A 25,360-nucleotide genomic window follows, 5' to 3' on the forward strand; every position below is an offset into this window, starting at 1 on the left:
TAATGAGGTGTTTTCCATGGACGTAAAGTATAAAAGAATTCTTTTGAAATTATCCGGCGAATCTCTTGCAGGTAAAGCAGGCCACGGCATAGACTTCGACACAGTTTACAAATACTGCGAGCCTATTAAAAAATGCGTTGACGCAGGTATTCAGGTTGCTGTTGTTGTAGGCGGCGGAAACTTCTGGAGAGGCAGAAGCTCAGGCAAGATGGACAGAACACGTGCAGACCATATGGGAATGCTTGCAACTGTTATCAATGCTTTGGCTGTTGCCGATGTTTTGGAGCAGCAGCTTGGACTTGACGTAAGAGTTCAGACAGCTATCTCCATGCCTCAGGTTGCAGAACCTTACATCAGAAACAGAGCGGTAAGACATCTTGAAAAGGGAAGAGTTGTAATCTTCGGATGCGGAACAGGTAATCCATTCTTCAGCACAGATACAGCGGCTTCTCTTCGTGCAGTTGAAATTGAGGCTGACATCATCCTTAAAGCCACAATGGTTGACGGTGTTTATGATTCTGACCCTAAGAAGAACCCTGACGCAGTTAAGTACGACACACTTTCTTTCCAGGAAGTTTTGAGCAGAGAACTTGCTGTTATGGACAGCACTGCCGCTTCACTTTGCAGAGATAACGATATACCGATTCTTGTGTTCAGCGTTGATGAGCCAATGAACATCTACTATGCAGCCTGCGGTGAAGAAATCGGAACCCTTGTTAAAAAATAATTGAGGACATTTGTCCCTTTGTGTAACTTTAAATTTTGTAATTGACGGAGGAACTAACCATGAAAGAACAAATAAATAAATGCTCTGAGCGTATGCAGAGAAGAATTGATCACCTTGTTAAGGATTACGCCGCTATCCGTGCAGGCAGAGCTAATCCTAAGGTTTTGGATAAAGTAGCTGTAGACTATTACGGCGTTGCTACACCTGTTAACCAGCTGGCTTCAGTTTCCGTAACAGAGGCAAGAACACTTATGATTCAGCCTTACGACTCTTCAGTGCTCAGAGGCATTGAGAAAGCTATTCAGTGTTCCGATATCGGTATCAACCCCCAGAATGACGGACGTGCAATAAGACTTGTATTCCCGCCTCTTACAGAGGACAGACGTAAGGAAATCGTTAAGGAAGCCGCAAAAATGGCTGAGGATACAAAGGTTCAGATTAGAAATGTACGCCGTGAAACCATGGATACTCTCAAGAAGATGAAAAAAGAGGGCGAGCTTACAGAGGACGATCTGAAGCAGGCAGAAAAGAAAGTTCAGGATATCACAGATAAGTTTATTAAAGAAACAGATAAGGTTTCCGAAGCAAAGCAGAAGGAAATCATGGAGATCTGATTATGGCAATCTTTGGCATAGGAAAATCTCAGAAAAATACAGAAGAACTTACCGATATCTCTCAGATTGAACTTCCAAAGCATGTCGGAATTATCATGGACGGCAACGGAAGATGGGCGAAAAAAAGAGGCCTTCCCAGAAGTGCAGGACACAAGGCGGGAGCCAACAATTTCAGAACCATCACAAGATATTGCAGCGATATCGGAATAAAGTACCTGACGGTTTATGCTTTCTCTACTGAAAACTGGAAACGTCCATCAGATGAGGTTTCCGCTTTAATGTCGCTTTTTAAGTCTTATCTTAACGAAGCTTTGACAGATTTTAAGGACGACAGCATTGTTGTAAAATTTATCGGCGACAAAACAGGCTTTAACTCTGAGCTTCAGGAGCTTATCAGAGAAAACGAAGAGGAGTCGGCAAACCGTGACGGAATGGTACTCAATATCGCTATGAATTACGGCAGCCGTGCCGAGATAACCATGGCGGTTAAGAAAATCGCAGAGAAAGTTAAGTCGGGAGAGCTTTCGGTTGAGGATATCACCGAGCAGACAGTGTCTGATAATCTTTATACCGCTTTTCAGCCTGACCCCGATTTGGTTATTCGTCCCAGCGGAGAATACAGAATTTCAAACTTTTTGCTGTGGCAGTCGGCATACACAGAGTATGTTATTATGGATAAGCTTTGGCCTGATTTTACCAAAGAGGACATGAACCGTGCTTTGCTGGAATTTGCCAACAGAAACAGACGTTATGGCGGCGTTTAAAATATAAGTTAGGGGTAATGAAGATGAAAGTAAGAATAATATCTGCTGCTGTGGGCATTGTTCTGGTTATCGGCGTATTGTTTGTTGCAGAGATGTTTCCTATTTTTATTGGAATAATTTTGGGCTTGGTCAATGCAATAATGACAGGTGAGTATCTGAGCGCAAAAAAGCTTCACAGAAAATACATGATATCAATTCCTTGTATAGCTTTGTCTCTTGTAACCCCTGTACTTGTTTTTTATATGAATTTGATGGTTGTGATGTATGCGTTTGCTCTTATTATGATGATTTCGCTTATATTCTATCACGACCACTTAAGTTACGATGATACGGCTTTTGCCATAGTGGGAACCCTTCTTATTACATGCGGTATGACAAGTATATCCGCTATGTGTGTCGGCGGACAGTATACTTCCTTTTATGTTGTTATTTGTCTGTGTGTTCCATGGCTTTCCGATGCGGGTGCGTACTTTACCGGTACTTTTTTGGGCAAGCATAAGCTCTGCCCGAACATCAGCCCTAAAAAGACAGTTGAGGGAGCTGTGGGCGGTATAATCTTCGGTATGCTCAGCGGTATTGTGGCGGGAATGATTTTCTCTTCCTTTATTTACGGAGCAGACAAGGTTTATATCAATTACGGCGGACTTGCTTTAATTGGAATTTTAAATTCCGTTATAGCTATTTTGGGTGACCTTTGTTTCTCACTTATCAAGAGAAGCTGTTCCATAAAGGACTATGGAACAATTATGCCGGGACACGGCGGTTTGCTTGATAGATTTGACAGTGTTATTTTTACAGCACCGCTTGTTTATCTGTTTTGCAGATATGCGGTTCTTATCGCTCCGGCAGTATCAATATAACATACTAAAAAATTAAACAAAAGCTCATAAGGCTTTTGTATTATAGGATAGCGGTTTTCGGTTTTTCGATAACCGCTATGATGTTTTTATTAAGTAATTAAATCAGCATTGTAACAGATAAAAGTGAATATTATTTTATATCCGAAAGACGGTGATATTTATGATGCGAAATATTTCTATTCTGGGTTCTACAGGCTCTATAGGAACTCAGGCTCTTGATGTTGTAGATAAGCTTAATTTAAAGGTTTGGGCGCTTACTGCAAACAGCCGCATTGATATGCTGGAACAGCAGATAAGAAAGTATAAGCCGAAAATTGCGGCTGTAGTTGACGAAAAAAAGGCTTTGGAGCTTAAACAGAATGTTGCTGACACAAATACAAAGGTTCTTGCCGGAATGGACGGACTTATGGAAGCCGCCTGCGTAAGAGAGGCACAGGCAGTTTTGAACTCCGTTGTGGGAATGGTGGGACTTGAGCCTACATTGGCGGCACTTGAAGAGGGTAAGGACTTGGCTCTTGCCAACAAGGAAACACTTGTGGCAGGCGGTAAGCTTGTTATGGAAACCGCAAAGAGAAAGGGAGTTTCAATACTTCCCGTTGACAGTGAACACTCTGCGATTTTCCAGTGTATTCAGGGCGCAAACTCTCAAAAGGAGATTAAAAAGCTTATAATAACAGCTTCCGGCGGTTCTTTCTTCGGAAAGAAAAAAGAAGAGCTTGAAAATGTCACTGTGGAACAGGCTTTAAATCACCCTAACTGGAGCATGGGAGCAAAAATTACCATCGACTCTGCTACACTGATGAACAAAGGGCTTGAGGTTATCGAGGCTTACTGGCTTTTCGGTTTGCCTGTTGAGAAAATAGACGTTGTAGTTCACAGGGAAAGCGTTATTCATTCCATGATTGAATATGTGGACAATTCCGTAATAGCTCAGCTTGGCGTTGCAGACATGAGAATACCTATTCAGTACGCAATAACATATCCACAAAGGTTTGAATCTCCGGCTCAGGAGCTTGATTTGGTGAAAATCGGCACAATGTCATTTTACGAGCCGGACTATGAAACTTTCAAGTGCCTTAAAACCTGCATAAAAGCCATAAAGGCAGGTGGACTTGCGCCGACTATCGCAAACGGCGCCAACGAGGCGGCAAACGCTTTGTTCAGAAAAGGCAAGATTAAGTTTTTGGATATCGGAAACCTTGTTGAGTCTGCGGTGGAAAATGTGGCTGCCGGCGACTACACAACCTTGAAAGAGGTTTTGGATGCAGATAAAAGAGCAAGAGAGTATGTCTGCAAGGTTACAGGTGAATTTTAAGAAAACCGTCGCAATGCCGACATAATTTTTTAAGGTTTGCCGTAGATAATAAGAGTGAATGATTATATAAAATTGGAGATGATTTTATCACAGCTGTTATACTTATTATTATCGGAGTTTTACTGTTTGAATTGATAGTTGGTATTCACGAATTCGGACATTTTATAACCGCAAAGAAAAGCGGAATTCAGGTAAACGAGTTTGCGCTGGGCATGGGCCCGAAGATTTTCGGATTTAAAAAGGGTGAAACCCAGTATTCCTTGAGGCTTATACCTATAGGCGGCTACTGCGCCATGGAGGGCGAGGACGAGGACAGCAATAACCCCAGATCCTTTGAAAAGGCTAAAGTGTGGAAAAGAATGATTGTTGTAATCGCCGGTGCGGTGATGAATATACTTTTGGGATTTATTCTCATGTTTGTTGTGGTTGTACAACAGTCTACTTATTCATCCACCACCATTGATTCTTTTCCGGAGCTTTCCTATTCACAGAACAGCGGTTTGCAGGCGGGCGACAAGCTTTTGAAGATAAACGGAACTTCTATTGTAAGCTCTAGGGATATTTCCTTTGCACTTGCCACCACAAAGCCCGTTGAGGTTGACGGAACAGAGCTTACCGTTTACCAAGAGGACTGCCTGGTAAATCTCTTCTCATTTTTGGGAACAACTCTTTCCGAAAGAAATGAAGCCATAAAAAACGGTGAAACCGATTATATGAGCGACCAGGACGCTCAGGCAATGTACAGCGAATATTTGCAGATTGTCGAAAACGTGAACAGCGCTGAAACTTTGGAAGAGGCTCAGAGCGCATATGAAGATGGATACAAGTCTTTGTATGCTTATGTTTCCGATGAAGAAGCACAGGTTCCTCAGATAGAGGTTAAGGAAAGCAGAATCAGATTCCGTGTTGATATCCTTGTGGAGAGAGCAGGCAGACAGGTGCTTTTGGAGGATGTGGACTTTTACACCTACTTAAATTCAGAAACACAGCAGCCTATGGTTGCGGTGGATTTCTATACAGTTCCTGTAGAGAGAACTTTTTTGACCGCTGTCAGTGAAAGTTTCAAACAGACTGTTTCCATAGGAAAGATGGTATGGGACAGTCTTGTGGGAATTGTAACGGGAAAATTCGGTTTATCTGAGCTTTCAGGCCCAATAGGTACGGCTTCTGCAATTTCTCAGATTACTTCACAGAGTCTTGCTTCAAGCGGATTTATTGACGGTCTTAACACGCTGATATTCATGATGGCTTTTATTACGGTAAACTTGGGCATATTCAATATGCTTCCGTTCCCGGCTCTTGACGGCGGAAGATTTGTTATGCTTATTATTGAAGCTATAAGAAAAAAACCGGTTTCTATGAAGATACAAAACGCAATAAATGCGTCCGGATTTATTATATTGATAGGATTTATGCTGATTATTTCCATGAAGGATATCTGGCAGATAATAGGAGGTTAGAGCTATGGCAAGTAAAAAACAGGTTACTGCGGGAAATGTGAAAATAGGCGGCGGAGCAAAAATTACCATTCAGTCAATGCTGAATGTTCCTGCAAGCGACATTGAAAACAGCGTTAAGCAGGCGGTTGAGCTTGAAAAAGCCGGCTGTGAGATTATAAGAGCGGCTATTCCCAACAAGGAAGCCGTTGCCCTTATTCCGGCTTTGAAAGAAGCTGTGAGTATTCCTGTTGTAGCCGACATTCATTTTGATTACCGTCTTGCTTTGGAGGCGGTTGAAGCGGGAATTGATAAGATAAGAATAAATCCAGGAAATATCGGCTCTGACGATAGGGTAAAGGCTGTGGCTGACGCTTGCAGAAGAAAAAACATCCCTATAAGAATAGGCGTGAACTCCGGTTCTCTTGAAAAGGAGATACTTGCAAAATACGGTCATCCAACACCTCAGGCACTCTGTGACAGCGCACTTTATCATGCCTCACTTTTGAATAAGTTTGATTTTGACGACATTGTGCTTTCCATGAAGTCCTCAGATGTTGCAACAATGGTAAAGGCTTATGAGCTTGCGGCTGAACAGTGCGATTATCCTCTGCATTTGGGAGTTACCGAGGCAGGCACTGAGAGAATGGGACTTATTAAATCCGCCGCAGGTATAGGTTCTCTGCTTTTAAAGGGAATAGGCGACACAATAAGAGTTTCCCTCACCGCCGACCCGGTAAAGGAAATATATGCCGCAAAGGATATTTTAAAGGCTTTGGATATTGACAGAAGCGGTATTCAGTTTGTTTCATGTCCAACCTGCGGAAGAACAAAGATTGACCTTATCGGCCTTGCAGACGAGGCGGAAAGACGTTTGAGGGACTGCAAGAAAAATATTAAGGTTGCCATAATGGGCTGTGTTGTAAACGGCCCGGGAGAAGCAAGGGAAGCCGACATAGGAATTGCCGGAGGCGACGGCAACGGCCTTGTTTTCAGAAAAGGCGAAATTCTGAGAAAGGTTTCCGAGGATAAACTTATAGATGCACTGATTGAAGAAATTGAAAAGCTGTAATTTTTAGAAAAGGAATGTTTGATGAATACTTTAGGAAGAGTGTTTTCCGATTATTTGGAAGAACCGTTTGATGAAAGAATTGCCCGTGGAGAAATCACCGGGGTTAAAATAAATAAATCTAAGCGAACACTGAATCTTTATGTTTCTTTTTCTCAGTACATAGAGAGAAAAGCCATATTCAATGCGGAAGAAAAAATCAAAAAAACCGGATTGAATCTTATGGGCGCAAATATCAATCCACGTTTTATAAACGACAATTTTAAAGCAGAGTATTTTCCCGATATGGTGGAGGCTTTAAAACGCCATATTCCAAGAATTAACGGAACCTTTGCCAACGCTGAAGCGGAATGCGACGATGAAAGAAAGGTTATAACCATTGAGTTAAAGCACGGGGGAAAGGCTCTGCTTGACTCCTGTAATTTTGACAGGGAGTTTTCAAAGCTGGTGCAGACAGAGTTTTCCCAGCACTTTGATATTGAATATAAAGGTGTTCTTGAAATGGACGCAGAAAACGAGGTCTATATTCAGGAACAGCAGCACGCCCAGGAAACAATAAAAAGAGAGGCTGAAACAAAAGCCGCTCAGTTCTATATTGAGGAAGAGGAAAACAGAAACAAGGTTCACGAAAAGAAAGTAAAAGAAAAAGCGGTGGAAAATCCCACTATAGAAATAAGAGAAGGGGACGACCTTACTCCGGGTATTGTCACTTCAACTATAAGACCACTTTACGGCAGGGTTATTAAGGGAAAGATTGTGCCTATAAGAACCCTGGCGGCAGATACGGGAAGAACCGTTGTGTGGGGCGATGTTTTCGGATTTGAAAAGAAAACCACCAAGTCCGGCGACAAGAATATCATAACCATAAACATAACCGACTACACCGGCTCAACCACGGTAAAGGTTTTTAATTCCATTAAAGACTGCGAAGTGCTGGACTCCATAAGCAAAAACGCAACTATTGTTGTTGCCGGAAGCATGGAGTATGACAAGTATGCCGGAGAAATTGTGTTAAACGCCGACTCAATCGGCACTGTAAGCAAAAAAGAGGTTGTTGACAACGCAGAAACAAAGCGTGTAGAGCTTCATATGCACACCAACATGTCATCTATGGACGGTGTTTCTTCTGCTGAGGAGATTGTAAAAAGAGCCGCCAAGTGGGGACACAAGGCTGTTGCCATCACCGACCACGGTGTTGCCCAGGCTTTTCCTGAGGCTATGAACACAGTTGAAGCTCTGAACAAAAGCGGAAACGATATTAAGGTTATTTACGGAACAGAAGCCTATTTTATTGACGACCTGGTAAACTCTGTTGTAGGAAACAGGGATGAGCCTTTAAACGGCACATTTATCTGTTTCGATATTGAAACAACGGGACTTTCTGCGGCAAGGGATAAGATTACGGAAATCGGCGCTGTTAAGGTTGTAAACGGTGAAATTGTCGACGAGTTCAACACCTTTGCAAATCCGGAAATGCCTATCCCTGCGAAAATCACAGAGCTTACCGGAATTACCGACGCTATGGTGGCGGACGCTCCGTCACAGGAGGAGGCTGTGAGAAGCTTCCTTGAGTTCTGCGACGGAAATGTATTGGTTGCCCACAACGCCGGTTTTGATACATCATTTATCAGAGCCGCCTGCAACAATATGGGGGAAGCCTTTGATTATACCTATATAGACACTGTGGCTATTTCACGTGCGGTTTTAAAGGATATTAAAAACTGTAAGCTGGACACTGTAGCTAAATATCTCCGTTTGGGAGATTTTAATCATCACAGAGCCTGTGACGACGCCATGATTTTGGCTAAGATTTTTGTATCTCTTTGCAGCCGTCTTGAGGCGGACTACAATATAACACATGTCTGCGATATAAATACCAAGATAAACGGCGGCGACTTTAAAAAGCTGAAGCCTTATCACCAGATAATTCTTGTAAAGAATAAGGTTGGACTTAAAAATCTTTACAAGCTTATTTCAATGGCTCACCTGACTTATTTTTATAAAACTCCGAGAATACCTAAGTCGGAGCTTATAAAGCACAGAGAGGGACTTCTCATCGGTTCTGCCTGTGAAGCGGGTCAGCTTATGAGGGCTATAATCGAGGGAAAATCCATAGTCGAGCAGAAAGAAATAGCTTCTTTTTACGATTTCTTGGAAATTCAGCCTACAGGTAACAACATGTTTATGGTTCGTGACGGAATGGTAAACTCTGTTGAGGATTTGCAGAACTTTAACAAGGCTGTTGTAAAGCTGGGAAAAGAGCTTAACAAGCCGGTTGTTGCCACCTGCGACGTTCATTTCCTTGACCCGCACGACAGCGAATACAGAAAAATACTCCAGTTCAGCAAGGGATTTACCGACGCTGACAATCAGGCGCCGCTGTATTTCAGAACCACAGCGGAGATGCTCAAGGAGTTTTCCTATTTGGGCGAGAAAAAAGCCTACGAGGTTGTTGTGGAAAACACAAATAAAATCGCCGATATGATAGAGCGTGTCCGTCCTATTCCTGAGGGAAATTTCCCGCCCTTTATTGAGGGTGCGGAGGAACAGCTCACAAGCATCACATGGCAGAGGGCAAAGGACAAATACGGCGACCCTCTCCCTGATATTGTTAAGGAAAGACTTGACAAGGAGCTTAATTCAATTACAAAATACGGATTCTCCGTTTTGTACATGACCGCCCAGAAGCTTGTTGCAGACAGCGAGGCTCACGGCTATCTGGTTGGTTCACGAGGAAGCGTTGGTTCTTCCTTTGTTGCCACCATGTCCGGTATCTCCGAGGTTAACCCTCTTTGTCCTCACTATGTCTGCCCTAAGTGCAAGCACAGCGAATTTATTACCGACGGCAGTGTGGGTTCAGGATTTGATTTGCCCCCTAAGAACTGTCCTAACTGCGGCGAGGAAATGCACCGTGACGGACACGAAATCCCATTTGAAACATTCCTGGGATTTAAGGGCGACAAGGTTCCTGATATCGACCTTAACTTCAGCGGTGAGTATCAGTCATTTTCTCACCGCTACACGGAAGAGCTTTTCGGCAAGGACAACGTGTTTAAGGCGGGAACTATCGCCACTGTTGCGGACAAAACCGCTTTGGCATACGTAAGAAAATACGAAGAGGAAAAGGGAACTGCTTTCCACAAGGCGGAGCAGGCAAGACTTGCAATAGGATGCACCGGTATAAAAAGAACAACCGGTCAGCACCCGGGAGGCATGGTTGTTGTTCCTAAGGGTATGGAGGTTTACGACTTCTGTCCGGTTCAGCACCCTGCCAACGATATGAAATCTGACAATATAACAACACACTTCGACTTCCACTCCATCCATGATACGATTTGTAAGCTGGATGAGCTTGGACACGATGTTCCGACAATTTACCATTATTTGGAAGAGTTTACCGGAATTTCAGTTATGGATGTTTCCATGAGTGACCCCGAGGTTATGTCCTTGTTTACCTCAACAAAAGCTTTGGGTGTAACTCCAGAGGATATCGACTCTCAGACAGGTACTTTCTCACTGCCTGAGGTTGGAACTCACTTTGTTAGAAACATGCTGGTTGAATCACAGCCGAAAACTTTTTCCGACCTTTTGCAGGTTTCCGGACTTTCCCACGGTACCGACGTTTGGATTGGAAACGCCGCTGACCTTATTCACAACGGCACATGCACAATTTCAGAGGTTATCGGTACTCGTGACTCCATTATGACATATCTTATGCATAAGGGACTGGAGCCGGGCATGGCTTTTAAAATAATGGAAATTGTCAGAAAGGGTAAAGCTACAAAGCTTCTCACAGAGGAGCATTTTAATGCAATGAAGGAGCACAATGTTCCCCAGTGGTACATAGACTCCTGTATGAAGATAAAGTACATGTTCCCGAAAGCCCATGCTGCGGCTTATATGATAGCTACTTTGAGATTGGGCTGGTACAAGGTTCACAAGCCTGTTGAATATTACGCCGCATATTTTACCGTGCGAAACGACGGTTTTGACGGCGAAACAGTTATAAAGGGCAGACAGGCGGTTTTAAATAAGATGCAGCTTATTAAGAACAAGGGAAAAGAAGCCTCCATGAAAGAGCAGGCGGAGCTTCCTATGCTCCAGATAATAAACGAAATGCTTGCAAGAGGCATTGAGGTTTTGCCTATTGATATTTATAAATCAAAGGCGAAAAGGTTTGTTATCGAGGACGGAAAAATAAGACTTCCTTTCTGCGTTCTGTCAGGCGTTGGAATGGCGGCTGCCGAAAGCCTTGAGGAGTGCGGAGAGAAAGAAAAGTATCTTTCCGTTGAGGAAATGCTGAGAATAACAAAAGTTTCAAAATCTGTTATCGAAACTCTGAGAGCGGTGGGAGCCTTTAAGGATTTGCCTGAAAGTTCCCAGATGTCACTGTTTTGATTTTATAAAAACCCTAAGCGGACTAAATGTTTGCTTGGGGTTTTAAACTTTAATTATTACTCAAAATATACAGATTTATGTCGAATAAAGTGAGAAAATGTAGATAAACTCTTGCATTATGGTGATTATTGTAATATGATAGAACCGTATTTTAATTTTTCTTTACGGGGTTGTTTCACTTGAAAGACAATAAGTTTAAAAATGTTATTTTATGGATTACATATGCAGTTCTGCTATTATTTGTGATGATGAACTTTAAGACAGTATGGGATATAATTTTGAAATTCTTTTCAATAATGACGCCTTTTATATATGGCTTTTTGCTGGCTTATATTCTTAATTTCCTTATGCTGTTTTTTGAGAAACGTGTGTTTTTCAAAATAGAAGAGAAAAACAGAAGGCTGAAAAGTCTTAATAAAACCCTGTCTTTGATTTGTACGTACATTGTGGCTTTCGGTATTGTCACTTTCCTTGTGGCGATTTTGGTTCCTCAGGTTTCAAAAAGCTTTGAGTCCCTGTATCAGAATATGCAGGGGTATTTGAACGGCGCCGAGGAAGCGCTCAACGAAGTTCTTGAATTTTTTGACAATACCTTTGGATTAAATCTTATCAGCGAAAATCAGTTAAACAAGTTCATTGAAAGAATGGTTTCACTGTTTACAGGCAGTGACATGCAGAATTTCTATAAGGATCTTTTAAATGCAATTTTCCCGGCTGCTATCAATACAGCTTCAAATATTTACAACTGGTTTATTGCAATTATCGTTTCTGTATATTTCCTCGCCTGCAAGGAAAAGCTCTGCGCTCAGGTAAAGGCTGTTTCCTATGCTTATATGCCGAAAAGGGTTTTGAATAAAGCTATTGAAATAGTTAACGTTTCAAATAATATGTGCGGACGATTTTTAATAGGAAAATTAGTTGACTCAATTATTATAGGTATTCTTTGCTTTATAGGTATGAGTATTTTCAGATTTGAATATGCTCCCCTTATCAGCGTTATTGTGGGATTTACAAATATTATACCTGTGTTCGGCCCGTTTATCGGCGCAATACCGAGCGCATTTTTGCTTTTGCTTATTGACCCTATCCAGTGTCTGTGGTTTGTTGTGTTTATTATAGTTTTGCAGCAGCTGGACGGAAACGTAATAGGCCCGAAGATTTTGGGAAATCAGATAGGTGTTTCCGGTTTCTGGATTATGTTCAGCGTTTTGGTAGGCGGAGGACTTTTCGGTGTTTCCGGAATGGTGCTGGGAGTTCCGGTGTTTGCTGTGATTTACGATCTTTTGGGAAAGAATGTAAAAACAAGATTGAAATACAAAGTGGTAAATCACGGACTTGAAAGTGAAGAAAAGATTGATGTTAAAAATGATACAGAAGAAAATAATGAAGAATAAATGTTGACAAAGGTAATTTTTTATGATATCATATTAGCACGCTAAAGCGTTTTAGGTATGTTCTGCCTTTTTTATATAATTGGAAATAAACTGTCAGGAGAAAGTTATGAAAAAATATATGATGATAACTCCCGAGGGAACTAAGGATTTTCTCTTTGAGGAATGTAATGTGTTTGACAGTATCTGTGACAAGATACAAAATGTTTTCGAGGACTTCGGATACAGAAAGGTTATAACTCCGGGTGTGGAGTTTTTCGATTTGTTTTCGGCGGACAGCTGGGGTATTCCTCAGGAGGATATGTTCAAAGCCACCGACAGCAAGGGAAGAATTCTTGTTATGCGTCCGGATTCCACTTTGCCAATCGCCAGAATGGCCGCTACAAGACTTAAAAACCATACATTGCCCATAAGACTTTATTACAGACAGGCGATTTATCAGAACAAGCCATCCCTTATGGGAAAAAGCTGCGAGGTTTTGCAGATGGGCGTTGAGTATTTGGGAGCTGTCGGAAAGTGCGCAGACCTTGACATAATATCAGCGGCTATCGAGAGCCTTTCCTCTGTTTTTGAGGATTTTAGAATTGAAATAGGTCATGCGGGACTGTTTAAGGTGCTTTCCGACAATCTGAATGTTTCCGAGGAGATTAGAGAGGATATAAGAATTGCCATTGAGAGCAAAAACTATCCTGCTCTTAACGATATTTTGGACGGACTTGAGGACAGTCTTAGCGTCAGAGCTATGAGAAGTCTTCCTAAGCTTTTCGGCGGAATTGATGTTTTGGAAAAGGCTTTGGAGATGGAAGAATTTTCTCCTGCAAGCGGCGAGCTTAACTATATAATGGATCTGTACCGTGGTCTTTGCGAACTGGGTTACGGCGACAAAATTACAATAGACTTGGGACTTGTGCAGAGAAACGACTACTACAGCGGTATAGTATTTTCCGGATATGTGGACGGAAGCGGAGCGGCTATTCTTTCCGGCGGAAGATACGACACACTTCTTGATAATTTCTCAGTTCCTATGGGTGCGGCAGGTTTTGCACTCAATATCGACGAAATGGCTCAGGTTAAGTTTAAATCGGGATTTTTCGAGCCTTCAACACCTTCACAGGTTCTTGTTTTTGCGGAAAAGGGCTATGAGGTTGAAGCTGTAAAGTATGCCCGCTCTTTAAGAAAGACAGGTGTTAAAGCTGAGCTTTCCTCCTTTGATAAGGAAGAGGATGCAAAAGCCTATGCAAAAGCCGGCAATATAGGAAAAATAATTAAAGTAAGCGAAGATATAACGGAGATAAAATGATGAAACCACTTAGAATTGCACTTACAAAGGGCAGACTTGAGAAATCCACCATTGCGCTTTTTGAAGCAATCGGATATGACTGCTCACAGGTTATAAATAAAGGCAGACGCCTTATTCTTCCAATAGGAAACGGAGAAATTGAGGTTGTTCTCGCCAAAGCCGCCGACGTTATCACATATGTTGAACACGGCGTATGCGATTTAGGCGTTGTAGGAAAAGATACAATTTTGGAACAGGGCAGAATTTTCTATGAGCTTCTGGATTTGGGATTCGGAAAATGCCGTTTTGCCCTTGCGGCTCCAAAGGGAAAGGATTTTTACCAGGGCTACGCAGAAAAAACAATAGCTACTAAATATCCAAACGTCACAAAGAACTTTTTCGAAAAAAAAGGAATGGACGTAAGAATTATAAAAATAGAGGGTTCGGTGGAGCTTGCGCCACTTGTTGGACTTTCCGACGGAATTGTTGATATAGTTGAAACAGGCTCTACCCTTAAAGAAAACGGACTTGAGGTTATTGAGGACGTTGTTCCTGTTTCTGCAAGACTTATTGCAAATATTGCAAGCTTAAAGCTTAGAAAACAGGAGATTGAAGGTCTGGTTGACAAGATAAAGGAGGAAATTTCCAAATGATACCAAAGGTTATTGCCGACGGCAAAAAGGAATATGACTTTATAAAAGAACTGAAATTGAGAGCTGAAAACTCCGACAAGGATGTTGTGCCTGCTGTTTCAGAGATAATAAATAATGTAAGGGAAAAGGGCGACAAGGCGGTTTATGACTACACCGTGAAGTTTGACGGCAAAGCCCCTGAAAAAACAGAGATTACAAAGGATGAAATAGAAGAGCTTATCAAAGACTGCGAGCCTTTGTTTTTGGAAGCCATAACAAAAGCTGCGGCAAATATTAAGGATTTCCACGCAAGACAGGTTCAGCAGAGCTGGCTTACCACCAAGGAAAACGGCGTTATTATGGGTCAGCGTGTGAGAGGTCTTAAAAGAGTGGGAATTTATGTGCCGGGCGGCACAGCGGCTTATCCGTCATCAGTTCTTATGAACGCAATTCCTGCAAAGCTTGCCGGTGTTGAAGAGGTTATAATGGTTACTCCTCCATGTAAGGACGGAAAACCTAATCCCAACATCATGGCGGCGGCAAAAATCGCAGGTGTTGACAGGGTGTTCCTTATGGGCGGCGCTCAGGCGGTAGCGGCTTTGGCTTACGGTACGGAAACAGTTCCAAAGGTTGACAAAATCGTAGGCCCTGGAAATATTTTCGTTGCAACTGCAAAGAAGCTTCTTTACGGAGTGGTTGACATAGATATGATTGCAGGCCCAAGCGAAATTTTGATTGTGGCTGACAAAACAGCAAATCCGAAATTCCTTGCGGCTGACCTTATGAGCCAGGCGGAGCATGACAAGCTTGCTTCTTCAATTCTCCTTACAACCAGCGATGAAATCGCAGTTGAAACCGAAAAAGAGGTTTTAAGACAGGTTGAAAAGCTTTCAAGAAAGGATATTATCGAATATTCACTTTCAAACTTCGGAGCTATAATTGTATGCAGTGACATGACTCAGGCTGTGGACTTTGCAAACGAGCTTGCGCCGGAGCACTTGGAGGTTTGCTGTGAAAATCCAATGGAGTATGTTGGAAAGCTTCACAATGCAGGTTCAGTATTTTTGGGAAATTACAGTCCTGAGCCTTTGGGCGATTATTTTGCAGGCCCTAACCATGTGCTTCCAACCAGCGGAACAGCCAGATTTTTCTCACCGCTTTCCGTTGACAGCTTCGTTAAAAAGTCAAGCTTTATTTACTATACAGAGGATGCTCTGAAAAAAGACGCAGAGCTTATCGAGGAGTTTGCGAAAAAAGAGGGACTTACCGCTCACGCAAACAGTATTACAGTTAGATTTGAAGATTGATTTTAAATTTATCCCGGCAGGCAGTTGCTTTGGAAAGTTTTTCCTGCCGGGTTTCTTTTTATTCAGTGACATTAAAAACTATGAAGGTGATATAAATGGCATATAGTCTTAATCAGAAAATTAAAGACCTTGAACCCTATGAACCCATAAGCGGTACATATAAAATAAGATTGGACGCTAACGAAAGTCCTTTTTCATATACAGATGAAATCAAAGAAAAAATTGCCGAAGCCGTAAAGACTATTGATTACAACAGATATCCCGACCCTATGGCTGAGGAACTCTGCGAAGCTTTTGCGGATTTTTACGGAGTTGATAAAAAGCTTGTAACTGCCGCCAATGGTTCTGACGAGCTTATAAGCGTTATTGAAACATCCTTTTTAATGAAAGGGGAAAAGCTTCTCTTTATTGCTCCGGATTTTTCTATGTATAAATTTTACAGTTCAATATGCGAGGCTGAATGTGTTCAGATTAACAAAAATCCTGAACTTGAATTCACCGCCGACGAAATGATAAAGGCAATTAAGGACAGCGGCGCAAAATGTGTTATTTTCTCAAATCCCTGCAACCCGACAGGTCAGGGACTTGACAGAGAGGCGATAAGAAAAATCGTTTCATCCGTTGACGCTTTGATTGTGGACGACGAAGCTTACATGGATTTCTGGGATCAGTCAATGATAGGCGAAACAGAAAATTACGACAATCTGATTGTTCTGAGAACCGCTTCAAAGGCTTTTGGTTCTGCGGCTTTAAGACTTGGTTTTGCTGTTGCCAATGAGAAAATTACAAGAGCCATGAAAGCTGTAAAATCCCCATATAATGTAAACTCTGTTTCTCAGAAAGTAGGCACAATAATTTACAGGGAAAAGGAATATTTTAAAAAATCTCTTTCATCTATTGTATACAATAGAGATTTGCTGTATAATGGATTGAGAAATTGTAGCTGTTTTACCGATGACTTTAGGGTTTATCCAACAGTTACCAATTTCGTTTTTGTAAAAACAACCATGGCTTTGGACATTTGGAAATACCTTTTGTCGAAATCCGTAGCTATAAGGTATATGGGAGAATATATAAGAATTTCTGCCGGCACAGACGAAGAAACCGCATTTGTTCTTGCAGAGATTGAAAACTATTTAAAAAATTTAAAGAAGAATTGATTTCTGATTTTTGAATATATTTAGCTTTAGGAGAAAATTATGAGAACCGCACAGATTGAAAGAAATACCAAAGAAACAAAAATAAATCTGTCTCTTAACTTGAACGGAGGCGAAATTTCCATAAACACGGGAGTTGGCTTTTTTGACCATATGCTCAATTCCTTTGCAATTCACGGAGGTTTCGGACTTTGTGTAAAGGTTGAGGGTGATTTGCAGGTTGACTGCCACCACACAATAGAGGATGTGGGAATAGTTTTGGGTTCTGCTTTTTCTCAGGCTTTGGGCAACAAGGGAGGTATTGAAAGGTTCGGAAGCTTTTACGTTCCTATGGACGAAGCTTTGGCTTTTGCCGCCGTCGATATAAGCGGCAGACCTTATCTTGTTTTTAAAGGCGATTTTCCGCAGGACAGGTGCGGAGAATATGACTGCTGTATGACTGAAGAGTTTTTCAGAGCTTTTGCCTTTAATGGCGGAATAACTCTTCATGTTTCCGCTGAATACGGAAAAAATTCTCACCATATGGTTGAGGCTATGTTTAAGGCCGTGGCTCATGCCATGAGACTTGCCGTAAAACAAAGAGGAAGTAATGAGGTATTATCTGCGAAGGGAGTTTTGTAAATGATAGTAATTCCTGCCATTGATATTAAGGATGGAAATTGTGTTAGATTATTTAAAGGTGATTATTCAACGGTACATAAAGTTGCTGAAAATGCGGTAGAAACAGCACTTGCGTTCCAAAATGCAGGAGCAAAATGGATTCATATGGTTGACCTTGACGGTGCAAAGGACGGAAAAAGGGTTAATTCTCAGATTTTTCTTGATGTTGCAAAAAATACCGATCTTAAAATTGAGCTTGGCGGCGGTATAAGAGATATGGAGTCCATAGAATATTATCTTTCAAACGGTATATCAAAGGTTATTCTCGGCTCTGCTGCCGTTAAAAAACCTGAGTTTGTAAAAGAAGCTTTGAAAGTTTACGGCGATAAAATCGTCGTTGGCATTGACGCCAAAAACGGAATGGTTAAGGCGGAAGGCTGGATAGATTCTTCCGAGATTCATTATATAGAGCTTGCAAAAAGAATGGAGTCCTTCGGCGTTAATACAATTATTTACACCGACATAGACCAGGACGGAACTCTTGCCGGCCCTAATCTCAATGATTTGGATCAGCTGGCACATGCTGTATCCTGTAATATTATTGCAAGCGGCGGCGTTGCCAATCTTAAGGATATTATTAACCTTGCAGAAATTGATATTTTCGGTGCAATATGCGGCAAGGCTATTTATACAGGGGATTTGGATTTGCGCCTTGCAATTCAGATTTGCAGTAAAGTTTAAAATAAAAGTGCAGTCACGCTATACTATATATAATAGATAACAGCCAATGACTGCAGAGCGGAGTAGAAAATGGATTTTGATAAGTATTTTAAAAAGCAGGAATTGATTCCTGCCATTATTCAGGAAAAGTCCACCGGCGAGGTTTTGATGCTTGCTTATATGAACCGTGAGTCCATGGAAAAAACCTTTGAAACAGGCTATACATGGTTTTACAGCAGAAGCAGACAGGAGCTTTGGAACAAAGGAGCTACTTCAGGACATTTCCAGAAGGTATGTGAGATTTTTTCCGATTGTGACGACGACACTTTGCTTATAACAGTTGAGCAGACAGGAGCTGCATGTCACACAGGAAACCACAGTTGTTTCTATACTAAAATAAAGTAATTGAGAGGTAAACATAAATGACAGACGAAGTTTTGAAAAGCTTATACGAAACAGTTCTTGACAGAAAGGCAAACAACGAGGAGGGTTCATACACCTGCTATCTTTTTGAAAAGGGACTGGATAAGATTCTGAAAAAGGTTGGAGAAGAGTGCAGCGAAACAATAATTGCAGCTAAAAACGGTGATAACAGCGAAACTGTTCTTGAAATCTCTGATTTGATTTACCACCTTATGGTTATGATGGTTCAGCAGGGTATAACTCTTGAAGAAGTTATGGCAGAGCTGGACAAGAGAAGTGCTAAAAAAGGAAACTTAAAGAAATTTCATCAGGTGGACAAGAATACCTGATTGAAAAATATATTTTAAGGAGTATTAAAAATGAGAAGTAGAAAAAAAATTGTATCTCTCGTACTGTTCCTTGCAATGATGATTTCTGTTTTTGCAGGCTGCGGCTCAGCCGAGGACAAAGAGTTTTCATCAAACGGTTTTACCGTTACATTGCCGGGCAATGCTAAGGAAATGGATCAGAGCCTTGGTTATACTGCATGCTATCAGGTTGGCAATGACATTGTTGTAGCAGCTATCGAGGAGACAAAAAGCTCTTTGCAGTCATTGGGACTTTCCGAGGATGCAACAGTTGAGGAGTATGCAGCTCTTGTGGCAGAAGTAAATGGCTACAGTGCAGATGATATCAAAACACTTACAGGAACAGATGCTCCATATTTTGAGTATTCTTCAACCGTAAGCGATGTTGAATATAATTACATGGGCGTTTGCTATGAGTCTGAAGAATCTTTCTGGTTTGTAAACTTCGGAACTACAGCAAGCAAATTTGATTCTGTAAAAGAAGATTTTGAAAGATGGGCAGCAAGCGTTAAGGTTTGACTATTTGAATGAAATATAATGGAAAGCAGTGAGAAAACTCGCTGCTTTTTCTTTTTTAAAGTCAGTTTAAGGTACGGTAGTAATGAATTTGTTTTACAGAAGGCAATTTTTGTACAATATATCCATGTGAAAATGAGAGAAATAAAAAAATGTTAATTTCTTGCTCGGTAACTATTATAAAAAAATTCATTATTTAATAATTATTTCTTTTATTTTCCTTTTGTTCATTTATTGACTTGATTTTTTTGTGTATTATATACATTCATTTTCTTATAAATCGAATTTTTCGGGTGATTTATCCTAAATAAAACATGTGAAAATGTTGACTTTTTTCCGTTTGATGATATAATTAGAACAAGAGGCAGTCTGCGTACTGCCAGTACCCGTCAAGATTAGTATGCGGATCTTTTCGGGAATTTTTGAAAGGAGATTTAATAATGAGAACAGAAAACAAACAGTTCAAAAAAGTGCTTTCTGTGATACTCAGCATCTGCATGCTGTTATCCATAGTTCCATCTATGGTATTTGCAGAAGGCGAAGGTTCCGGCTGGACTCAGGAAAAATCTGACACAACCGACGTCATCAATGAGCTGACTGAAGATGGTTGGTGGCATTTTAAATCCGGTCCTAACAACGGAAACAACCCAAATCCAAGCAAGAACCCAGCTACCTTTGTTAACGACACAATGGTAATTGAAAATATGGGTACTTTGGATTGGGATATTAAGGCTGTAAACGATGCTTCAACTACACGTTTTGGTATTTGGCTTAAATACTCAGATACCAACAATGGCATGTTCATCGGTTACGATAAAGGTGGTTGGTTCTGGCAGAACTACGGTGCAACAGGTGAAACATGGTACAATGGTACCAGAGTAAAGGGTCCTAACGCAGGCGAAACAGTCAGACTTCAGCTTACATGGACAGACAATAAGTTTATTAAAGCTACAGTTAACGGTCAAGGCCTCTTTGAAGGTAGTATTCCTGACTTTGCATATGCACAGGGCGACAAGATTGCTATCAAGTGCGGTTCTTACAACGGCACAAGTGGTATGGAGCTTACAGAAGTTTATGTAAGAGAGCATAAGGATGAAGAGCCTACAACAGAGCCAACTTCAAGCACAGAGCCTCCAGAGGTTCCTGTAGATCCTGACAGAGAGACTGTTGTTCTTACAAATGACGCAATGAGCGTTACTGTAGACGCTAAGTTCCCGAGAGTTATTAAGTACGACCTTGCAAATGGAAACGTTGTTTATGGTCAGACAAAAACTCTTGATACTATCAGAATCAACGGTGTTGATCTTACAGTAGATCCTGAAACAGTAGTAACTACAGAAGCTGCTGACAAGGTTACATATAAGTTCCCTCTCAAGTCAGAGGACAACACAATTGATATGGAAATGACATGCGAACTTGTTATTGAGAATAACACTTTGGCATTCAACATTACAGAAATCAAAAATAACCTTGATTCTCAGGTTAACCCAATCTTGAAGATTTACATTCCACAGCACAGCTTGGTATCTGTAAATGCAAATGACGAGGCTTCAAACCTCTTCGGTGCAATCATTTCTTCAAAGACAAAGGTTGACGGCGACGAGTACTTCAAGCTTACAAGCACATCTGCAAACAAGACAACTGACTACGCATACGCAGTTATCTCTGATTCTAAGATCAGTGCTTCAATGGAATCAAACTCAACAGTTGACGGCAGATCCAATGGTTTCGGCGGCGCTGGCGCTAACAACACAAGAATCGTATCTGAGGTTTACGACGGTGCTGTTCCTAACGCAGACGGCGAATATGAGACAGTTAAGACTCTCGGACTTCAGAGTAATACATGGGACTATCAGTACAGAGTAACAACAAATGTTGGAAGCGCTACAAACACAACAACATATGTTTATAATGCTATTGAACTCCCATATGTAAGAGTTGTAATCACAGGCGACGAGAATGGCGACGAAGTTATCAACTGGAACGATGGTGCTATTGCTTTCCGTGATATTTCTCACGAAATCGCTAAATCTGACGAAGTTCCTGAGTTGGTTGGATATCGTATTTCCATGAACTTCGGCGGACAGGCTCAGAACCCATTCCTCACAACTCTTGATAACGTTAAGAGAGTTGCTGCTCATACAGACGGTCTTGGACAGTCAATCCTCCTCAAGGGTTATGCAAGTGAAGGTCATGACTCAGGTCACCCAGACTACTGGAATATCGGTGAGAGAATCGGTGGAGCAGAGGATATGAATACACTCCTTACAAAGGGTAAGGAATACGGCGCAGTATTCGGTATCCATGTAAATGCTTCCGAGTTCTATCCAGAAGCAGAGGCATTCAACGAGAATCGTATTAAGTGGAATGTTACAGGTACACCTAACTACGGTTGGAACTGGATTGACCAGGGTATCAACATGAACGGTTGGTACGATATGGCTAACTATGATCCTGATGCAACATATGATGATCTCTACAGAGAAAATCGTTTCCAGAAGCTTTATGAATTGGTTGGCACAAACCTCGACTTCGTATACGTTGACGTTTGGGGCAACGGACAGACTCCTTCTGACGGTACTTGGGGAACAAGAGTAATTTCTCAGGAAATCACAGAGAGAGGCTGGAGAATGGCTAATGAGTGGGGTGTTGCAAACGACTGGGATGCAACATTTACACACTGGTCAACAGACCTTACATACGGCGGAGCAGACCTTAAGGGTGTTAACTCCACACTTATCAGATTTATCAGAAACCATCAGAAGGACGTATGGGTAGGCGACTATCCTTCATATGGCGGCGAAGCTCAGGCTCCTCTCCTCGGTGGTATGAACATGAAGGACTTCGAAGGCTGGCAGGGTAGAAATGACTACGATGCTTGGATTAGAAACCTTTATACACACAATCTTTCAACAAAATTCTTGCAGCACTTCGAAGTAGTATCTTGGGAGTATGCAAATGACGCAGATCCTACAGTTCCTACATCAGCTGATTGGACACCTTCTGTAAAGGCTGTTCTCCGTGACGATGCAGGCAACGAAGTAGTAGTAACAAGAAAGTCAAGCGATCCTAACAGCGCAGAATTCAGAGAGAGAGTTATCACATTTAACGGTATTACAGTTCTTGACGGTTCTGAAAACCGTGGTGACAACGACAACTCTAAGGGTAACCAGACATACCTCATCCCATGGCTTTGGGATTCTTCAACAGGTGAGTTCCTTGATTCTAAGGACGAGAAACTCTATCACTGGAACACAGCAGGCGGCACAACAACTTGGACACTTCCTGAGTCTTGGAGCGATGTATCAGAAGTTAAGTACTACAAGCTTACAGACCTCGGCGCAGTAGAAGAGCAGATTATCAAAGTTGACGAAAACCGTCAGATTACAATTAAGGCAGACGCTGAAACTCCTTACATAGTTAAGAAGGGTGACGCTACAAAACTCGAGATCGTATGGTCAGAGGGTATGCACATTGTAGACGCTGGCTTCAACAGCGGTATCGATAATATTCTCACATTGTGGGATGTAGAAACAGAAAACGTTAATTACGGTGACGTAAACGGCGATAAAGTTATTAATATTAACGACGCATCACTTGTTCAGCTCTACATCAATAAGAATGAGGGAACAATAGTTGATGAGAAAATTGCTGATGTTAACAGAGATGGTATCATCACAGTTGCTGACGTAACAGCAATTCAGCTTATCGCAGCAGGCAGAACAGAGGCTCCTACAGTTTCTGGTACAGCTACAGTTCAGAAGAGCCAGTACAGCAACCCAATGTTCGTACTTAACGGCGAAATCAGCGCAAAGCAGGAGCTCACAGATCTTACAGCAGGTACACAGTACGCTGTATATCTCGGCGTTGACAACAGAAGCAACAGCAATGCATATGTAAGAATCCTTGATTCTAACGGCAATGTTGTAGCAGAAAACTACACAAACAGATCTATAGCTAAGAACTATATCAAGGCTTATACACATAGTAACTCAAGTGCTACAATCGGCGGCACAAGCTACTTCCAGAACATTTACTTGTTCTTCACTCCTGTTGAAGGTGAGAAGTATTACCTCCAGCTCGAGCAGACAGGTACAGGCAATGTTTACTTCGACGATATCAGAATCACAGAGAGCGACGCTTCCTTCTTTGAGTACGATGAAGAAGGCAATGTAGTAAGCTTCTACAATGATTTCGAGAAGAACGTTCAGGGTGTTTACCCATTCGTAATCGGCGGAATCGAAGGCGTTGAGGATAACAGAACTCACCTCTCCGAGCTCCACGATCCTTACACACAGGCTGGCTGGGATATCAAGAAGCTTGACGACGTTATCGACGGCGAGTGGTCCGTAAAGGTTAACGGTCTTGTTCAGAGAAATGCAATGGTTATGCAGACAATTCCTCAGAACTTCCGCTTCGAGCCAGGCGTAACATACGATATTTCCTTCGACTATGAAATCGGTACAGCCGGTACATACGGCGTTGTATACGGAGAAGGCGAGTACAGCTCAAGCAAGTCTTATTCACTCCTCCCACTCAACGAGCAGGCTATCACAGATGAAGGTACAAGCAAGCATACATTCTCCTTCAGCCTTATCGGCGGTGAGAGCGGACAGACTTGGTTCGGTATCTACTCAACATCTAAGGCTCCTGAGAATACAGACTCCTTCATCGGTTATAAGGATCTCGTAATTGATAATGTAAGCATTAAGGTTAGTAAGTCTGACAAATCAGAAATGATGGCAGCATATGAGAAGTATTCCGGCCTCAACGAGGTTGACTACGCTCCAGATCAGTGGGCAGTATTCGCAGAGGCTCTCGCAAATGTAGAGGCATTGTTCCAGAATTCTGATGCAGAGCAGGCAGAAGTTGATGCAGCTACACAGGCTCTCATCGATGCAGCAGAAGCTCTTGAAGTTGCTTACGGCACAATCACAATCACAGTTAAGAACGAAGAGGGCGAAGTAATCCCAGGTGCAAAGGTTGCTCTTGATTGCTATAACGATGATTCAATCGCAAAGCAGACAGGCGTAGCTGATGAGAATGGTATGGTTACATTTGAGAATCTCAGAAACAGAGAGTATGGCGCAAGCGCATCTGCTGACGGCTATACAACAAGATACGGCGTAACAGCTCCTATCGTTCTTAATGAGGTTACAAATACAGACGTTGTTCTTAACGCAGTAAGTGCTGACGGTCTCTTGGCAGAGTACAACTTTGATGACGGTGACGTTTCAATGCTTGTTAACCAGGAAGACAATGCAGGCGGCGATGTAACAGTTACAGCAGTTGACGGAAAGGCTCAGATTAGATTCCCTGGCGGCGGCAGAGCTAACGTATTTATCGAGGACGAAGGTCTTGACAGAGTTAAGAATGGTCGTATCGAATTTGACGTTACAACAATGTCCGCAAACGGTATCAGATTTGGTGTTAACTTCCGTGCAGCAAATATGAACCAGAGAATCTGGACAGGTGTAGGCGATGCTAACAACCAGTACTTCTATGAGTGGTGGAATGGTTCAGCTAACAGCTGGTCATCAATGTTCAGCAATAATGAGTACTTCACAAGCGGCAATACAGTTCATGTTGTAGCTGAAATAAGCAACAATAGAGTTAAGCTTACAGTAGATGATGTTGTTTTGGTTAACTCAACTGTCACTGGTGGAATACCAACAGACGGCGGTTGGTTTGGATTTGAGTGCAGAAATGCTAACTCCTTCCAGATTGACAACGTTAAAATCTATACAGCTGACACAGATCCTGTTTTCTAATTTAAAATCTCTTTTTCAAGAATAGCAAAGCTTT

The 25,360-nt window shown here is 41.9% G+C and carries 19 protein-coding genes; all 19 read left to right on the forward strand.

Features of this window, described 5'->3' with window-relative positions:
• The first annotated feature begins 16 nt into the window (after positions 1–16).
• The 19 genes from pyrH to B5F08_RS06075 all read left to right on the forward strand — a co-directional run bounded on the left by pyrH (position 17) and on the right by B5F08_RS06075 (position 25,326).
• Positions 17–727 carry a UMP kinase gene (pyrH, locus tag B5F08_RS05985; RefSeq protein ID WP_087377376.1) on the forward strand — a complete coding sequence of 237 codons (711 nt, stop codon included), beginning with the start codon at positions 17–19 and terminating at the stop codon, positions 725–727.
• A 59-nt stretch (positions 728–786) separates the two neighbouring features.
• Positions 787–1,341: a ribosome recycling factor gene (gene frr, locus B5F08_RS05990; protein WP_087377378.1), complete on the forward strand. Its 555-nt coding sequence runs from the start codon at positions 787–789 to the stop codon at positions 1,339–1,341.
• Between the two features lie 2 nt (positions 1,342–1,343).
• On the forward strand, positions 1,344–2,105 hold the full coding sequence (locus tag B5F08_RS05995) for an isoprenyl transferase (protein ID WP_087377380.1): 762 nt from the start codon (positions 1,344–1,346) through the stop codon (positions 2,103–2,105).
• A 23-nt stretch (positions 2,106–2,128) separates the two neighbouring features.
• A complete protein-coding gene (locus B5F08_RS06000) occupies positions 2,129–2,965 on the forward strand; it encodes a phosphatidate cytidylyltransferase (protein WP_158096236.1) in 837 nt (278 codons plus the stop codon).
• 160 nt (positions 2,966–3,125) lie between these two features.
• Positions 3,126–4,280: a 1-deoxy-D-xylulose-5-phosphate reductoisomerase gene (locus B5F08_RS06005; protein WP_087377384.1), complete on the forward strand. Its 1,155-nt coding sequence runs from the start codon at positions 3,126–3,128 to the stop codon at positions 4,278–4,280.
• A gap of 131 nt (positions 4,281–4,411) precedes the next feature.
• Positions 4,412–5,740 (forward strand): RIP metalloprotease RseP, encoded by a 1,329-nt coding sequence (rseP, locus tag B5F08_RS06010; protein WP_242968312.1) that lies wholly within the window; start codon positions 4,412–4,414, stop codon positions 5,738–5,740.
• A 4-nt stretch (positions 5,741–5,744) separates the two neighbouring features.
• Complete coding sequence (gene ispG / locus B5F08_RS06015; protein WP_087377388.1) at positions 5,745–6,788, forward strand: flavodoxin-dependent (E)-4-hydroxy-3-methylbut-2-enyl-diphosphate synthase; 1,044 nt, start codon at positions 5,745–5,747, stop codon at positions 6,786–6,788.
• A 21-nt stretch (positions 6,789–6,809) separates the two neighbouring features.
• Entirely contained in the window at positions 6,810–11,183 is a 4,374-nt protein-coding gene (locus B5F08_RS06020) for a PolC-type DNA polymerase III (protein WP_087377390.1), read from the forward strand.
• Positions 11,184–11,362: 179 nt separating this feature from the next.
• Positions 11,363–12,577 (forward strand): AI-2E family transporter, encoded by a 1,215-nt coding sequence (locus tag B5F08_RS06025; protein WP_087377392.1) that lies wholly within the window; start codon positions 11,363–11,365, stop codon positions 12,575–12,577.
• Between the two features lie 106 nt (positions 12,578–12,683).
• The gene (locus tag B5F08_RS06030) at positions 12,684–13,874 is read left to right on the forward strand and encodes an ATP phosphoribosyltransferase regulatory subunit (RefSeq protein ID WP_087377394.1); all 1,191 of its coding nucleotides are present in this window, start codon (positions 12,684–12,686) and stop codon (positions 13,872–13,874) included.
• Positions 13,871–14,506: an ATP phosphoribosyltransferase gene (gene hisG / locus B5F08_RS06035; protein WP_087377396.1), complete on the forward strand. Its 636-nt coding sequence runs from the start codon at positions 13,871–13,873 to the stop codon at positions 14,504–14,506. Before B5F08_RS06030 ends, hisG begins: the two co-directional genes overlap by 4 nt.
• Positions 14,503–15,792, forward strand: coding sequence for a histidinol dehydrogenase (gene hisD, locus B5F08_RS06040; protein ID WP_087377398.1), 1,290 nt, complete (start codon positions 14,503–14,505; stop codon positions 15,790–15,792). The genes hisG and hisD overlap by 4 nt, the downstream gene beginning before the upstream one ends.
• A 95-nt stretch (positions 15,793–15,887) precedes the next feature.
• A complete protein-coding gene (gene hisC / locus B5F08_RS06045; protein WP_087377400.1) occupies positions 15,888–16,952 on the forward strand; it encodes a histidinol-phosphate transaminase in 1,065 nt (354 codons plus the stop codon).
• 39 nt (positions 16,953–16,991) lie between these two features.
• Entirely contained in the window at positions 16,992–17,570 is a 579-nt protein-coding gene (hisB, locus tag B5F08_RS06050) for an imidazoleglycerol-phosphate dehydratase HisB (protein WP_087377402.1), read from the forward strand.
• Positions 17,571–18,290 carry a 1-(5-phosphoribosyl)-5-[(5-phosphoribosylamino)methylideneamino]imidazole-4-carboxamide isomerase gene (hisA, locus tag B5F08_RS06055; RefSeq protein WP_087377404.1) on the forward strand — a complete coding sequence of 240 codons (720 nt, stop codon included), beginning with the start codon at positions 17,571–17,573 and terminating at the stop codon, positions 18,288–18,290.
• Between the two features lie 69 nt (positions 18,291–18,359).
• Positions 18,360–18,674, forward strand: a complete 315-nt coding sequence (hisI, locus tag B5F08_RS06060; RefSeq protein ID WP_087377406.1) for a phosphoribosyl-AMP cyclohydrolase — start codon at positions 18,360–18,362, stop codon at positions 18,672–18,674.
• 17 nt (positions 18,675–18,691) lie between these two features.
• Entirely contained in the window at positions 18,692–19,021 is a 330-nt protein-coding gene (hisE, locus tag B5F08_RS06065) for a phosphoribosyl-ATP diphosphatase (RefSeq protein ID WP_087377408.1), read from the forward strand.
• Positions 19,022–19,051: 30 nt separating this feature from the next.
• On the forward strand, positions 19,052–19,558 hold the full coding sequence (locus B5F08_RS06070; RefSeq protein ID WP_087377410.1) for a hypothetical protein: 507 nt from the start codon (positions 19,052–19,054) through the stop codon (positions 19,556–19,558).
• 437 nt (positions 19,559–19,995) lie between these two features.
• Positions 19,996–25,326, forward strand: a complete 5,331-nt coding sequence (locus B5F08_RS06075) for an endo-alpha-N-acetylgalactosaminidase family protein (protein WP_087377412.1) — start codon at positions 19,996–19,998, stop codon at positions 25,324–25,326.
• Positions 25,327–25,360: the final 34 nt, after the last annotated feature.

Origin of the sequence: Anaeromassilibacillus sp. An172 (genome assembly GCF_002160515.1) — a bacterium.
Taxonomy (GTDB): domain Bacteria; phylum Bacillota; class Clostridia; order Oscillospirales; family Acutalibacteraceae; genus Limousia; species Limousia pullorum.